At 52.3% G+C, this 13,075-nt stretch carries 13 protein-coding genes; 10 read left to right on the forward strand and 3 right to left on the reverse strand.

What is annotated here, in order from left to right:
• Positions 1-69 precede the first annotated feature (69 nt).
• The 4 genes from AL515_RS21410 (at position 70) to sstT (ending at position 4,367) form a co-directional block, all read left to right on the forward strand.
• On the forward strand, positions 70-573 hold the full coding sequence (locus tag AL515_RS21410) for a M48 metallopeptidase family protein (protein WP_048213335.1): 504 nt from the start codon (positions 70-72) through the stop codon (positions 571-573).
• Positions 574-642: 69 nt separating this feature from the next.
• Positions 643-1,641: a Gfo/Idh/MocA family protein gene (locus AL515_RS21415; protein ID WP_048213336.1), complete on the forward strand. Its 999-nt coding sequence runs from the start codon at positions 643-645 to the stop codon at positions 1,639-1,641.
• Positions 1,642-1,911: 270 nt separating this feature from the next.
• On the forward strand, positions 1,912-2,880 hold the full coding sequence (locus AL515_RS21420; RefSeq protein ID WP_061068657.1) for a TerC family protein: 969 nt from the start codon (positions 1,912-1,914) through the stop codon (positions 2,878-2,880).
• 242 nt (positions 2,881-3,122) lie between these two features.
• On the forward strand, positions 3,123-4,367 hold the full coding sequence (gene sstT / locus AL515_RS21425; protein WP_061068658.1) for a serine/threonine transporter SstT: 1,245 nt from the start codon (positions 3,123-3,125) through the stop codon (positions 4,365-4,367).
• Between the two features lie 14 nt (positions 4,368-4,381).
• Here sstT and AL515_RS21430 read toward each other — a convergent pair whose 3' ends face one another.
• From AL515_RS21430 to uxaC, 3 genes are all read right to left on the reverse strand, one after another.
• Positions 4,382-4,936: a YgjV family protein gene (locus tag AL515_RS21430; RefSeq protein WP_061068659.1), complete on the reverse strand. Its 555-nt coding sequence runs from the start codon at positions 4,934-4,936 to the stop codon at positions 4,382-4,384.
• Positions 4,937-5,070: 134 nt separating this feature from the next.
• A complete protein-coding gene (locus AL515_RS21435; protein WP_048213340.1) occupies positions 5,071-6,558 on the reverse strand; it encodes a UxaA family hydrolase in 1,488 nt (495 codons plus the stop codon).
• A 160-nt stretch (positions 6,559-6,718) separates the two neighbouring features.
• Entirely contained in the window at positions 6,719-8,131 is a 1,413-nt protein-coding gene (gene uxaC / locus AL515_RS21440) for a glucuronate isomerase (protein ID WP_048213341.1), read from the reverse strand.
• 474 nt (positions 8,132-8,605) lie between these two features.
• Between uxaC and exuT the strand changes: the two genes are divergently transcribed.
• The 6 genes from exuT to AL515_RS21470 all read left to right on the forward strand — a co-directional run bounded on the left by exuT (position 8,606) and on the right by AL515_RS21470 (position 13,073).
• Positions 8,606-9,907, forward strand: coding sequence for a hexuronate transporter ExuT (gene exuT, locus AL515_RS21445; RefSeq protein ID WP_048213342.1), 1,302 nt, complete (start codon positions 8,606-8,608; stop codon positions 9,905-9,907).
• Positions 9,908-10,041: 134 nt separating this feature from the next.
• Positions 10,042-10,818: a transcriptional regulator ExuR gene (exuR, locus tag AL515_RS21450; RefSeq protein ID WP_005131459.1), complete on the forward strand. Its 777-nt coding sequence runs from the start codon at positions 10,042-10,044 to the stop codon at positions 10,816-10,818.
• A 349-nt stretch (positions 10,819-11,167) separates the two neighbouring features.
• Positions 11,168-11,830 carry a DedA family general envelope maintenance protein YqjA gene (gene yqjA / locus AL515_RS21455; protein WP_005131462.1) on the forward strand — a complete coding sequence of 221 codons (663 nt, stop codon included), beginning with the start codon at positions 11,168-11,170 and terminating at the stop codon, positions 11,828-11,830.
• Between the two features lie 3 nt (positions 11,831-11,833).
• Positions 11,834-12,217 (forward strand): EnvZ/OmpR regulon moderator MzrA, encoded by a 384-nt coding sequence (gene mzrA / locus AL515_RS21460; protein WP_048213343.1) that lies wholly within the window; start codon positions 11,834-11,836, stop codon positions 12,215-12,217.
• A gap of 148 nt (positions 12,218-12,365) precedes the next feature.
• Positions 12,366-12,734 (forward strand): DUF1090 domain-containing protein, encoded by a 369-nt coding sequence (locus tag AL515_RS21465; protein ID WP_061068660.1) that lies wholly within the window; start codon positions 12,366-12,368, stop codon positions 12,732-12,734.
• Between the two features lie 33 nt (positions 12,735-12,767).
• A complete protein-coding gene (locus tag AL515_RS21470) occupies positions 12,768-13,073 on the forward strand; it encodes a DUF883 family protein (protein WP_003024832.1) in 306 nt (101 codons plus the stop codon).
• The last annotated feature ends 2 nt before the right edge of the window (positions 13,074-13,075 follow it).

The following is a 13,075-nucleotide window of genomic DNA, read 5'->3' on the forward strand; positions in this document are numbered from 1 at the left end:
GTAAAATTTCGGCGTATCCCTGAAAAGGGTGCGTGAGTATACACTTTTTATACTTTATATGGGGCACTAATGAGTCAGTTGACCTATCTGCAAGGCTACCCGGAGAATTTACTTTCCCAGGTTCGTACGCTGATTGCTGAACAGCGTCTGGGGGCGGTGCTGGAGAAGCGCTATCCGGGTACGCATGACTTCGCGACCGACAAAGCGCTCTGGCAATATACCCAGGATCTGAAAAATCAGTTTCTGCGAAACGCCCCGCCGCTGAATAAAGTCATGTATGACAGTAAGATACACGTGCTGAAAAATGCGCTGGGACTGCATACTGCCGTCTCCCGCGTGCAGGGTGGCAAGCTCAAAGCCAAAGCGGAAATCCGCGTGGCGACCGTTTTTCGCAATGCTCCCGAACCCTTTTTACGCATGATCGTCGTGCATGAACTGGCGCATCTGAAAGAAAAAGAGCACGACAAAGCGTTTTACCAGCTCTGCTGCCATATGGAGCCTCAGTATCACCAACTGGAGTTCGATACCCGACTGTGGTTAACGCAACAATCGTTAAAGCAAACTGCGCCGTAGCGCACTGGCTTTGTCTTCAGGGCATGCTAAATTGACGCAAGGATCCCTTTTCGCAGCCTGAAGGCCTTTATGATACGTTTCGCAGTAATTGGCACAAACTGGATCACCCGCCAGTTTGTCGATGCCGCCCATGAAACCGGCAAGTATAAGTTAACCGCAGTCTATTCCCGTAGCCTTGAGCAGGCACAGACCTTCGCCAACGATTACCCCGTCGAGCATCTGTTTACCTCGCTGGAGGCCATGGCGCAAAGCGACGCGATTGATGCCGTTTACATTGCCAGTCCGAACTCTCTGCACTTCCCGCAGACAACGCTGTTTCTACAGCACAAAAAGCATGTCATTTGTGAGAAACCGCTGGCCTCAAACCTGGCGCAAGCCGAAGCCGCTATCGCCTGCGCGCGTGAAAACCAGGTGGTGCTGTTTGAAGCATTTAAGACCGCCAGCCTGCCTAACTTCCTGCTGTTACAGGAATCTCTTCCCAAAGTTGGAAGAATCAGAAAAGCGTTTATCAATTACTGCCAGTACTCCTCGCGTTACCAGCGCTATCTCGACGGTGAAAATCCCAATACGTTTAATCCGGCGTTCTCCAATGGCTCGATTATGGATATCGGTTTTTACTGCCTGGCCTCGGCGGTTGCGCTGTGGGGCGAACCACTGAGCGTTCAGGCCAGCGCCAGCCTGCTGGAAAGCGGCGTGGATGCCCACGGCGTGGTCGTACTCAATTACGGCGATTTTAGCGTCACGTTGCAGCACTCGAAAGTCAGTGATTCCGTACTGGCCAGCGAAATTCAGGGCGAATCAGGGTCACTGGTTATCGAGAAGATTTCCGAGTGTCAGAAAGTGTGCTTTATTCCGCGCGGGGGCAAAACGCAGGATCTTACGGTGCCTCAGCACATCAATACTATGCTGTATGAGGCAGAGGCGTTTGCCCATTTGGTTGAATCCGGCGAAGTGGATCACCCGGCACTGGCCGTCAGTCGTATCACCGCTAAACTGCAAACGGAAATTCGCCGCCAGACCGGCGTGGTTTTCCCGGCAGACGAAGCGGTAACCTCGCTGACTGCGTAAATGTGTGTAAAACGAATGTTGCAGGCCATTGACTGAATGCATGGCCTGTAATATTTTGTAACCCGCAAAGGGGAGTAACTTCGTTGTCGGTTGATCGTCATTACGATGTGTGAAAAACCACATCCGGTCACCGGGCGATAACAAAGGAATACGCCATCGTATTCCTTTGTTGTTGTAAGTGAGACCTTGCCGAATGGCAAGGTCTATGCATAAAAAGCAGCGGCTAACGTCATTCGGCGTTGGCCGTTTTTTTATGCATGGGGAAATAAAATGAATACTGTCGGCACACCGTTGTTATGGGGTGGCTTCGCTGTTGTGGTGGTCATTATGCTGGCCATTGACCTGCTGTTGCAGGGTCGTCGTGGCGCGCACACGATGTCGATGAAGCAGGCTGCGGCCTGGTCAATCGTCTGGGTAACGTTGTCGTTGCTGTTTAACGCGGCATTCTGGTGGTACCTGGCTGAGACTCAGGGCCGCGCCGTTGCCGACCCGCAGGCGCTGGCGTTCCTTACCGGCTATTTAATTGAAAAATCGCTGGCAGTAGATAACGTCTTTGTCTGGCTGATGCTGTTCAGCTACTTCTCCGTCCCCCCTGCATTGCAGCGTCGGGTACTGGTGTATGGCGTACTGGGTGCGATTGTATTACGTACGATCATGATCTTCGCCGGCAGTTGGCTTATCGCCCAGTTTGAGTGGCTGCTGTACGTGTTCGGCGCGTTCCTGCTGTTTACCGGCGTGAAGATGGCGCTGGCGAAAGAAGATGCCTCCGGTATCGGCGACAGACCGTTAGTACGCTGGCTGCGCGGCCATTTACGCATGACCGATACCATCGAAGATGAAAAATTCTTCGTGCGTAAAAACGGTCTGCTATTTGCGACGCCGCTGATGCTGGTATTGATCCTGGTTGAGCTGAGCGACGTGATTTTCGCCGTCGACAGTATTCCGGCAATCTTCGCCGTCACCACCGATCCGTTCATCGTGTTGACCTCGAACCTGTTTGCTATTTTAGGTCTGCGCGCGATGTACTTCCTGCTGGCAGGCGTTGCAGAGCGTTTCTCCATGCTGAAGTACGGTCTGGCGGTCATTCTGGTGTTTATCGGTATCAAGATGCTGATCGTCGATTTCTACCATATCCCGATCGCTATTTCGTTAGGCGTAGTGTTCGGTATTCTGTTTGTAACGCTGATTGTGAACGCGTGGGTCAACCACCAGCACGATAAAAAGCAGCAAATACAGTAACGTTATCTGCTAGCTGAAAAGCCCGACGGCACACTATGTGCGTCGGGCTTTTTGTTTATCATGTCAAAATAATGTTAACCCAAAGTTATAAAATATGATCTCAACGCGGAATCCAGCATATTTCTCTTCCCGAAGCTTTATCTTTCCTTATACTCAACCAGGCAAACACTTTGTTACATCCAGAAAGATGCGTCATGAGAACGCACAATGGATGAGCAACAACACAATCAAAGGATCACGACATGACTACGCAACGTTCATCGGGGCTACTCTTGCGTTTGGCGCAAGGGAGCCTGGTTAAACAAATTTTGGTAGGTTTGGTACTGGGGATTTTACTCGCACTGGTGTCAAAACCTGCGGCAGAAGCCGTTGGTCTGCTGGGTACGCTGTTCGTCGGCGCATTAAAAGCCGTCGCGCCAATTCTGGTTTTGATGCTGGTCATGGCCTCTATCGCCAACCACCAGCACGGGCAAAAAACCAACATCCGCCCCATCCTGTTCCTCTACCTGCTCGGAACGTTTTCAGCCGCGTTAGCAGCCGTCGTCTTCAGCTTCGCCTTCCCGTCGACACTGCACCTTTCCAGCAGCGCTGGCGATATCGTGCCGCCATCCGGTATTGTTGAAGTGATGCGTAGCCTGCTGATGAGCATGGTTTCCAACCCAATTGACGCCCTGCTTAACGCCAACTATATCGGTATTCTGGTCTGGGCCGTCGGTCTGGGCTTTGCGTTGCGCCACGGTAATGAAACGACCAAAAATCTGGTCAATGATATGTCCAACGCCGTTACCTTTATGGTGAAGCTGGTGATCCGCTTCGCCCCGATCGGCATCTTCGGCCTGGTCTCCTCCACGCTGGCAACCACCGGTTTTGCCACGCTGTGGGGCTATGCGCAGCTGCTGACCGTACTGGTCGGTTGTATGCTGTTGGTGGCGCTGGTGGTCAACCCGCTGCTGGTATTCTGGAAAATTCGCCGTAACCCGTATCCGCTGGTGCTGGCCTGTCTGCGCGAAAGCGGCGTGTACGCTTTCTTTACCCGTAGCTCTGCCGCCAACATTCCGGTGAATATGGCGCTGTGTGAAAAGCTGAATCTGGACCGTGATACCTACTCGGTATCTATCCCACTGGGCGCCACCATCAATATGGCGGGCGCGGCGATCACCATTACCGTACTGACGCTGGCGGCGGTGAATACGCTGGGAGTCCCGGTTGATTTACCGACGGCGCTGTTACTGAGCGTGGTGGCGTCGCTGTGCGCCTGCGGCGCATCGGGCGTAGCGGGTGGCTCCCTGCTGCTGATCCCGCTGGCGTGCAATATGTTCGGTATCCCGAATGACATCGCCATGCAGGTGGTGGCCGTTGGCTTTATCATCGGTGTATTGCAGGACTCCTGTGAAACGGCGCTGAACTCTTCTACTGACGTGCTGTTTACCGCAGCAGCCTGCCAGGCTGAAGACGAACGTCTGGCAAATAACGCCCTGCGCGGCTAATCACAGCCCCTCCGTCATCGGGCGGAGGGCTTTTCTTGCTGTACGCTTTTTTCAATTTTGAACGGATCAATTCCGCGCTTTTGCATCCGCCGAAAGCGGATAATGTTCAGGCCGTTCATCACCAGAAAGCTGCCTTCGATCATCGTCCCGCCAATCGATCCTAACCAGAAATTATGAACAACCCAGCAGGCGGTTGCACACCACATCACACAGCGCACGGTTAACCCTTTGCAACGAAACAGTGCCCAGGTACTGGCAAGCGTGCCGATTATCGGCAACAGCTCCATCGCATGCTGCAATTTTGCCAACCCAAGAACCAGCGTGAGGACAATAAAAACGGTCATTACCCACAGTTTGCGGGTATGCATTGAGACGAGCGTGCGTACGGTATTAAGCTCGGCGCTCATTCCCGCGGGCCAGGCCCCCATCAGGAAAAAATGCACGCCAATGGTGGCGCTATAGACGGCGAGCTGTAGCCGGAACCGGCGCTCGTCACGATTAAAAAAAGTGGTAATACCGATCAGAAAGGCGATGACACCTACGCCCTGGGCCAGCCAATACGCGGTCATGCAAGCAACCCCAACTCCATTTTGTAGGCCGGATAAGGCGCGTTCGCCAGCATCCGGCAACGGTTTGTGCCTGATGGCGCTACGCTTATCAGGCCTACGGTTTGCGCAGACCTGCAGGCACCATCAGGGATTTATTACAGCGTCACTCCCGACTTAAACAGCGCGAGTTCCCGGAAATCGTTGCGCTCATTGCAGGTTTGCTTGCCGTTAGCAAACTCAACGATGGTATCGACAAACTCGTTCAGCAATTGCGGCATCGCTTTACCGTGGATTAGCTGCCCGGCATCAAAATCGATCCAATGCTTTTTCTTCGCGGCCAGCTCGCTGTTGGTCGCGATTTTCACCGTCGGTACAAAACCGCCGTACGGTGTACCGCGCCCGGTACTGAACAACACCATATGACAGCCGGCCCCCGCCAGCGCACTGGTCGCAACGGCGTCATTACCCGGAGCACTTAACAGATTCAGACCAGGCGTTTTCAGGCGTTCACCGTAGCGTAGTACATCGACAACTTTGCTGGAACCCGCTTTCTGTGTACAGCCCAGTGATTTATCTTCCAGCGTGGTGATACCACCCGCTTTGTTCCCCGGCGATGGGTTCTCGTAGATCGGCTGGTCGTGAGCAATGAAGTATTGCTTGAAGTCATTGACCATGGTCACCAGCTTACCGAAGGTTTCTTCATCGCGGCAGTGGTCCATTAATAGCTGCTCGGCACCGAACATCTCCGGAACTTCAGTCAGCACGGTAGTCCCGCCGTTGGCGATCACGTAGTCAGAGAAACGTCCCAGCATCGGGTTAGCGGTGATCCCGGACAAGCCGTCAGATCCGCCACATTCCAGACCAAACTTCAGCTCGCCGAGCTTACCCGGCTCGCGCTTATCGTTACGCATCACGTTGTACAGCTGATGGAGATGTTCAATCCCTGCTTCCACTTCGTCTTCCTGATGCTGGCAGACCATAAAGTGAACGCGGTCAGGATCATACTCCCCTAACGTTTCGCGGAAAGCATCCACCTGGTTGTTTTCACAACCGAGGCCAACCACCAGCACCGCCCCCGCATTCGGGTGACGCACCATGTTTTGCAGCATGGTGCGAGTGTTGATGTGGTCATCGCCAAGCTGCGAGCAGCCGTAGGTGTGGCTGAAGAGATGCACGCCGTCGATACCGTCAGCGTCATTCGTTTCTTTCAGGAAACGGTTCTGCATCTGGCGCGCCATGGCGTTGACGCAGCCTACGGTTGGCAGGATCCACAGTTCATTACGCACCCCAACGTCACCGTTCGCGCGACGATAAATCTGCACATCGCGATCGGCAGGTTGCGCGACTTCCGGCTGGAAATCAGGTTGGTAGCGATACGTGTCCAGGTCGCTCAGATTGGTGCGCGTGTTATGAGCATGAATATGCTCACCCGCCGCAACGTCCGCCAGCGTATGGCCGATTGGCAAACCGTATTTAATGACGTTTTCGCCTTTCGCAATATCGCGTAAAGCGAATTTATGACCGCGAGTCACCGCCTGGCGCAGGGTGACGACCTGACCATCAACGGTAACTTCAGTCCCTTCAGCCAAATCAGCGAGCGCTACCGCGACGTTATCCAGCGCATGGATCTTGATGTATTGCATATCAACCCGGACCTTAGAGCCTATCTCAGTAGGCGTATATTGTCGCAGCCAGTTTGGACACGGACAGCGCGCAAAAACCGGAGCGTACACGCAGTACGTGAGGATTTTGAGCACTGACCAGGTTCAAACTGGCAAGTAAAATAGCCTAATGGATAGGCTCTTAGTTCAGTTCAATGGCGAAGTAATCACGCGCATTGTTGAAGCAAATATTTCTCACCATCTCACCCAGCAGCTGGATGTCGGCAGGTGCTTCACCGGCGGCAACCCAACGGCCAATCATCTGGCACAGAATACGGCGGAAGTATTCATGGCGCGTGTAAGACAGGAAGCTGCGGCTATCAGTCAGCATACCCACAAAACGGCTCAGCAGACCGAGCTGTGCCAGTTGGGTCATCTGACGTTCCATCCCGTCTTTCTGGTCGTTGAACCACCAGCCGGAACCGAACTGCATTTTGCCCGGCATACCTTCGCCCTGGAAGTTACCGATCATGGTGCCCAGCACTTCGTTATCGCGCGGGTTCAGGCAGTACAGGATGGTTTTCGGCAGCAGGTTCTGTTCATTCTGCTTGCTTAGCAGTTTGGACAGTTCTTCAGCCATCGGACGATCGTTAATGGAGTCAAAACCGACATCCGCGCCCAGCAGTTTGAACTGACGCAGGTTGTTATTACGCAGTGCGCCAATGTGGTACTGCTGCACCCATTCGCGACGAGCATATTCAGCGCCAAGGAACACCAGTACGGCAGTTTTAAACTGGGCAACTTCATGCTCGCTCAGGGTTTCACCCGCCAGACGACGCGCCAGGATGTTATCCAGTTCAGCTTCGTTAGACTCGGCAAACAACACCACATCCAGCGCATGGTCGGAGACTTTACAGCCGTGCGCAGCAAAGTGATCAAGACGTTTAGTAAGCGCGGTTTGCAGGTCGGTAAAGCGGCGGATCTCGGTGTCAGACACTTCACCGAGCTTCGCCATGTAATCGTTAAAGGTCGCCAGTTCAATGTTGAAGGCTTTATCCGGACGCCAGCTTGGCAGCACTTTGATAGCAAAGGTGCTGTCTTTCGCGACCGCTGCGTGATGCTCCAGAGAATCGATCGGGTCATCGGTGGTGCCGACCATTTTCACATTCATCTGCTGCATGATTCCACGTGCGGAAAACCGATCCTGCGCCAGCAATTCGTTGCACTGATTCCAGATTTCATCGGCAGTTGCAGGAGACAACAGCTTACCTGTAATACCAAATGGGCGACGCAGTTCAAGATGCGTCCAGTGGTAGAGCGGGTTACCGATGGTGTGTGGGACCGTCGCGGCCCATGCATCAAACTTCTCGCGATCGGACGCATCACCGGTACACAAGCGTTCAGCGACGCCGTTAGTGCGCATGGCGCGCCACTTGTAGTGATCACCTTTCAGCCAGATGTCATACAGGTTATTAAAACGGTAGTTATCCGCGATTTGTTGCGGCGGCAAATGGCAGTGGTAGTCGAAGATTGGCTGGTCTTTAGCGTAATCATGATACAGACGGCGGGCAAATTCGGTATCCAGCAGGAAATCTTCAGTCATAAACGGGGTCATTATCGTCTTCCTCTCAGCGAGTGCGTCAGATTGCTTATGTTTTGATGTTGTCAAAGTTATCACACCAATTTCCATACGCTGAAGATATTTTCGTGAGTTAGATCAACAAATGATGACAAAAAAATTACTCTCAAAGAGGTAAAACTCACGGCAAGCCGCGCCAACACTGGCTTTGCTGAATCGAATTAATGACCACACGAAGATTCACACTTTTGTGATGGCACTCACCTTTTAAAGCTGTATGACAAGTTATCTTTTTGCCGTCGCGATACATAAGCCGACGGAATGCAAATTACCGATGGTCCGCCATCGGATTGACCGGTACGGAAACCGAATTAGCACAATCATTGACATGGCAAAGTTCGGGGCAGTGCCGGTTTTTTTTCGGTCACGCCCTTCGTAAAAGAACATCCTCCGCCCTGGACTGGAAGATGACCGCTCGTTAGCGGACATAACAAAACGATGAGGTTTTACATGCGTAAAATTAAAGGGTTACGTTGGTACATGATCGCACTGGTGACGCTTGGCACCGTGCTGGGTTACCTGACACGTAACACTGTGGCGGCAGCTGCGCCAACTCTGATGGAAGAGTTACACATCTCCACTCAACAGTATTCCTATATCATCGCAGCGTATTCTGCTGCTTACACCGTAATGCAACCCGTTGCTGGCTACGTGCTGGATGTGCTCGGCACCAAAGTAGGCTACGCGATGTTCGCCGTTCTGTGGGCCGTCTTCTGTGGTGCCACGGCGCTGGCTGGTAGCTGGGGTGGACTGGCACTGGCACGAGGCGCAGTCGGTGCCGCAGAAGCCGCGATGATCCCTGCGGGTCTGAAAGCCAGTTCAGAATGGTTCCCGGCAAAAGAGCGTTCGATTGCCGTAGGTTACTTTAACGTCGGCTCTTCTATTGGCGCGATGATCGCTCCGCCGCTGGTCGTGTGGGCTATCGTCATGCACAGCTGGCAGATGGCGTTCATTATTTCTGGTGCCCTGAGCTTCATCTGGGCGATGTCCTGGCTTGTCTTCTATAAGCACCCGCGCGACCAGAAAAAACTGTCTGACGAAGAGCGTGATTACATCCTTAACGGTCAGGAATCACAGCATAAAAACAGCACAGCGAAGAAAATGTCGCTTGGCCAGATCCTGCGTAACCGCCAGTTCTGGGGTATCGCACTGCCACGTTTTCTGGCAGAACCAGCCTGGGGGACATTCAACGCCTGGATCCCGCTGTTCATGTTTAAAGTCTACGGCTTTAACCTGAAAGAGATCGCGATGTTCGCGTGGATGCCAATGCTGTTCGCTGACCTGGGCTGTATCATCGGGGGTTACTTACCGCCACTGTTCCAGCGCTGGTTCGGCGTAAACCTGATCGTGTCCCGTAAAATGGTCGTCACCATGGGTGCACTGCTGATGATTGGCCCAGGGATGATTGGTCTGTTTACCAGCCCGTATATTGCTATTGCCCTGCTGTGCGTCGGTGGTTTTGCTCACCAGGCACTGTCTGGCGCGCTGATTACGCTCTCTTCTGACGTATTTGGCCGCAATGAGGTCGCGACAGCTAACGGCCTGACGGGGATGTCAGCCTGGCTGGCGAGTACTCTGTTTGCCCTGGTCGTTGGCGCCCTGGCTGATACCATCGGCTTTAGCCCGCTGTTCGCCGTACTGGCAGTATTCGACCTGCTCGGTGCGTTAGTCATCTGGACGGTACTGCAGAACAAATCGGCAAGCGAGATTGATTCAGGTCCGCAAACCGGCTCTCCCGCTACGCAAAATTAACCTGACGCTAGTCGTCATAGGTATATAATGCAGAGCCGCCAGTTAACTGGCGGCTTTTTTGTCGGTGCGAGTAGAGCCGCCATCGCAAAAGTGGTATAACAAATATAGTCTGCTGTATCATGCCTGGAGTGCATATGGAAATCACTGAACCACGACGTTTGTACCAACAACTTGCTGCCGATCTAAAAGAACGCATCGAGCAAGGCGTCTATCTGGTGGGCGATAAACTTCCCGCCGAGCGCTTTATTGCCGATGAAAAGAATGTCAGCCGTACCGTGGTTCGTGAAGCGATTATCATGCTCGAGGTTGAAGGCTACGTTGAGGTGCGTAAAGGATCAGGTATCCACGTCATCTCTAACCAACCCAAACATTATGTTGCTCCCGACGAAGGTCTGGAGTTCGCCAGCTACGGTCCTTTTGAATTGCTGCAAGCGCGTCAGCTTATTGAGAGCAACATCGCCGAGTTTGCCGCCACCCAGGTGACCAAGCAGGACATCATGAAACTGATGGAAATCCAGGAGAAGTCGCGCAACGAAAAAAGCTTTCGTGACTCCGAATGGGACCTGCAGTTCCATGTTCAGGTCGCGCTAGCGACGCAAAACTCAGCTCTGGCCGCCATTGTTGAAAAAATGTGGACTCAGCGCGTTCACAACCCCTACTGGAAGAAATTGCACGATCACATTGATCTGCGCACGGTAGACAACTGGTGTGATGACCATGACCAGATCCTGCGGGCATTAATTCGCAAAGATCCGCATGCAGCCAAGCTGGCGATGTGGCAGCACCTTGAGAACACGAAACAGATGCTGTTTAACGAAACCAGCGATGATTTCGAGTTCAACGCGGATCGTTACCTTTTCACGGAAAATCCGGTCGTTCATCTGGATACCGCGGCAAACAGCACAAAATAAACGTTCTGACTTTCACAGGCGCGATAACAGCGCCTGTTTCTGACACTCAGTAAGCATTAGGTATAAAGTGTCAGCCTGTGTAAATCCTCTCGCCTCACTCCCTTGCGATCAGCAAAATCAGAGTTCAACCACCGTAATTTATATAACGGACAACGTTGACCTTTGTTACAATTAGATGCTATTTGAATTTTTATGTTTGAGAGCTTGCTTACTTCACAACTTTACAGGGAATAGTTCAGGCCGTGAATTTGTGTCAGACCGCGAACCATGTAAAAAACACCAATAAAATTGCGGCGTTACAAACTCCAGAAAACCGGCATGACGACAACCGATTCTCCAGGAATATTGAATGGAACTACTGACTCAATTATTGAATGCTTTATGGGCTCAGGATTTTGAAACTCTGGCCAATCCTTCCATGATTGGTATGCTGTATTTTGTACTGTTTACAATTTTGTTTCTGGAAAATGGGTTGCTACCCGCGGCCTTTTTACCTGGTGACAGTTTGCTGGTACTGGTCGGCGTTCTTATTGCCAAAGGCGCAATGGGTTTTCCGCAAACGGTACTGCTACTCACCACCGCAGCCAGCCTCGGTTGTTGGCTCAGCTATATTCAGGGCCGATGGTTGGGTAATACCCGCACTGTGCAGAACTGGCTTTCACATCTTCCGGCTCATTATCACCAACGCGCGCATCATCTTTTCCACAAGCATGGCTTATCCGCGCTGTTGGTCGGTCGCTTCATTGCGTTCGTCAGAACATTACTGCCGACCATTGCCGGGCTGTCAGGCCTGAATAATGCACGTTTTCAGTTCTTCAACTGGATGAGCGGGCTATTGTGGGTACTGATTCTGACCACGCTAGGCTATCTACTGGGCAAAACACCTGTTTTTCTTAAGTATGAAGATCAGCTCATGTCCTGCCTGATGCTGCTTCCTGTCGTATTACTGGTGGTTGGCCTGGCCGGTTCACTGGTTGTACTCTGGAAAAAGAAATACGGGAACCGAGGGTAAATTATGCTGAAATCACGCATAACGATCCGACGACTGGCCTGGTCCACCACCTTTATGTTGTTTATCGGCGCGCTGCTCCTGACCTGGTCGGTCATCCGCCAGCAGGAGTCAACGCTTGCCATTCGTGCTGTAAACCAGGGAGCCAGCATGCCTGATGGTTTCTCTATCTGGCATCACCTGGACGCCAACGGCATTCGCTTTAAAAGCATTACTCCGCAAAATGACGCGCTGCTGATCACCTTTGATTCCAGCGCGCAGAGCGCAGCCGCAAAGGTCGTGTTGGACCGAACGTTGCCACACGGCTTCGTTATCGCTCAACAGGATGATGACAATCAGGCAGTGCAGTGGTTATCTCGTTTACGGGATACACCGCACCGCTTTGGTTAATCTCCAGGAATCTGAATTAGATCACTCACTTTGGTGATTTCACCGTTTAGTGCCTATGATTAATAAACTGAAGTTATGACCTACAGCTTTATTATTCTGGAGCATCGACCACAAAACATCGGGTCGCATCACAATGGAAGGTTCAAGAATGAAATACCGCATCGCTTTGGCCATTAGCATTTTCGCACTCAGCGCCGGCAGCTACGCGTCCACCCTCTGTCAGGAAAAAGAACAAGATATTCAGCGGGAAATTAGTTATGCCGAAAAGCACAATAATCAGAGCCGCATCAATGGGTTAAACAAAGCGCTTAGTGAAGTTCGGGCAAACTGTACTGACAGCAAACTGCGCGCGAATCACCAGAAAAAAATCGCAGAGCAGAAAAATGAGATAGCCGAACGTCAGCGTGATTTAGCCGAAGCTAAGCAAAAAGGCGATGCGGATAAAATCGCAAAACGCGAACGTAAGCTTGCAGAAGCTCAGAAAGAGCTGAAAGAACTTGAGACCCGCGATTACTAAGTAAGGTAACTACCCACTCACCTGGAGAAAACTATGTCAAAAGATAACGCTACGGAAAATCTGCGCGCTGAACTGAAATCCCTTGCGGATACGCTCGAAGAAGTACTGAGCTCCTCTGGCGATAAGTCGAAGGAAGAGATGAGTAAAATTCGCAGCAAAGCCGAACATGCGCTGCGCGAGAGCCGCCATCGTCTGAGCGAGACCAGCGATGTGATTGCTAAGCAAACCCGTGAAGCGGCCGCTAAAGCCGACAACTATGTGCGCGAAAACCCATGGACAGGCGTCGGCATTGGCGCTGCGGTCGGTGTGGTGCTTGGTGTACTGCTGTCGCGCCGCTAACA

Origin of the sequence: Citrobacter sp. FDAARGOS_156 (genome assembly GCF_001559235.2) — a bacterium.
GTDB classification, from domain to species: Bacteria; Pseudomonadota; Gammaproteobacteria; order Enterobacterales; family Enterobacteriaceae; genus Citrobacter; species Citrobacter youngae.

Coding starts and splice junctions, on each gene's coding strand:
- AL515_RS21410 (WP_048213335.1), top strand. CDS start 70: ATGAGTCAGTTGACCTATCTGCAAGGCTACCCGGAGAATTTACTTTCC.
- AL515_RS21415 (WP_048213336.1), top strand. CDS start 643: ATGATACGTTTCGCAGTAATTGGCACAAACTGGATCACCCGCCAGTTT.
- AL515_RS21420 (WP_061068657.1), top strand. CDS start 1,912: ATGAATACTGTCGGCACACCGTTGTTATGGGGTGGCTTCGCTGTTGTG.
- sstT (WP_061068658.1), top strand. CDS start 3,123: ATGACTACGCAACGTTCATCGGGGCTACTCTTGCGTTTGGCGCAAGGG.
- AL515_RS21430 (WP_061068659.1), bottom strand. CDS start 4,936: ATGACCGCGTATTGGCTGGCCCAGGGCGTAGGTGTCATCGCCTTTCTG.
- AL515_RS21435 (WP_048213340.1), bottom strand. CDS start 6,558: ATGCAATACATCAAGATCCATGCGCTGGATAACGTCGCGGTAGCGCTC.
- uxaC (WP_048213341.1), bottom strand. CDS start 8,131: ATGACCCCGTTTATGACTGAAGATTTCCTGCTGGATACCGAATTTGCC.
- exuT (WP_048213342.1), top strand. CDS start 8,606: ATGCGTAAAATTAAAGGGTTACGTTGGTACATGATCGCACTGGTGACG.
- exuR (WP_005131459.1), top strand. CDS start 10,042: ATGGAAATCACTGAACCACGACGTTTGTACCAACAACTTGCTGCCGAT.
- yqjA (WP_005131462.1), top strand. CDS start 11,168: ATGGAACTACTGACTCAATTATTGAATGCTTTATGGGCTCAGGATTTT.
- mzrA (WP_048213343.1), top strand. CDS start 11,834: ATGCTGAAATCACGCATAACGATCCGACGACTGGCCTGGTCCACCACC.
- AL515_RS21465 (WP_061068660.1), top strand. CDS start 12,366: ATGAAATACCGCATCGCTTTGGCCATTAGCATTTTCGCACTCAGCGCC.
- AL515_RS21470 (WP_003024832.1), top strand. CDS start 12,768: ATGTCAAAAGATAACGCTACGGAAAATCTGCGCGCTGAACTGAAATCC.